The organism is Acidisphaera rubrifaciens HS-AP3 (genome assembly GCF_000964365.1).
Taxonomy (GTDB): domain Bacteria; phylum Pseudomonadota; class Alphaproteobacteria; order Acetobacterales; family Acetobacteraceae; genus Acidisphaera; species Acidisphaera rubrifaciens.
The window spans coordinates 1-740 of the sequence record NZ_BANB01000028.1 but is presented as its reverse complement, the minus strand read 5'-3'; the positions used below and the strand labels follow the sequence as shown (position 1 = coordinate 740).

At 66.4% G+C, this 740-nt stretch carries 1 protein-coding gene; it reads right to left on the bottom strand.

Annotated elements, in window-relative coordinates; genetic code table 11:
• Positions 1 to 551, bottom strand: a 551-nt coding sequence (locus tag B8460_RS00980; protein WP_456303897.1) for a hypothetical protein, incomplete at its 3' end; no start/stop codon positions are given.
• Between the last annotated feature and the right edge of the window lie 189 nt (positions 552 to 740).

Below are 740 nucleotides of genomic sequence, written 5' to 3'. Positions count from 1 at the left end.
GTCAGCTTGAGCCCCACGGCCGCGCCCAGGCACAGGCCCGCCGCCACGAGACCGCGCCGGCCGGGCGCGCCCGTGCAGATCAGGCAGGCGGCCAGCAGCAGGGCGATGCACGGCGCCTCGCTCATCGGCGTGCCGATCGTGGGAAGCGCTGCCGCCCCGGTTGCTGCGGCCAAGGTTACGGCTGCGTTCAGAATGTGGCGCGCGCGACCCCAGCGGAGTAGCATCACGCCCTGCAGGCGCCATGCATACCAGACACACAGCGCATACGGCGCGGCCAAGATAAAAACGAACACGCGCGGCCAGTCGTTCAAGGGCCGGCGGAGCAATTCGATCAGGATATCCAGGGACGGGGCGTGGAACGTCTGTGCTTGCGCAGGGGCGAGATCCTGCCGGATACGGCCATCCAACAGCGCTTGAGCGTCATAGAGATGATAATTGCGCAAATCGAAATCAGCCGCCGGCCCGAGGCGCATCGCGACCATTCCGCACAACACGGTCAACGCCAGCAGCACCCAAAGGCCGGCAGCCGTGCGGATCGTTCCCCGTTGCATGTCGTCCGTCGCTGAATGACGCGGCTGAAATCCGGAGACTCCGCCGCGTGGCGCCGTGATGACTTGCATTCAAAGCCCGGGCTGCTGTACTCAACCTTGGATAGCATTGACCCGGAGGTTTCTGCAACCGTGTCGCACGCCGTCACCCTCGCGCCCCGATCGCCGTCCAAACAGGCGGTGACGGCGGCC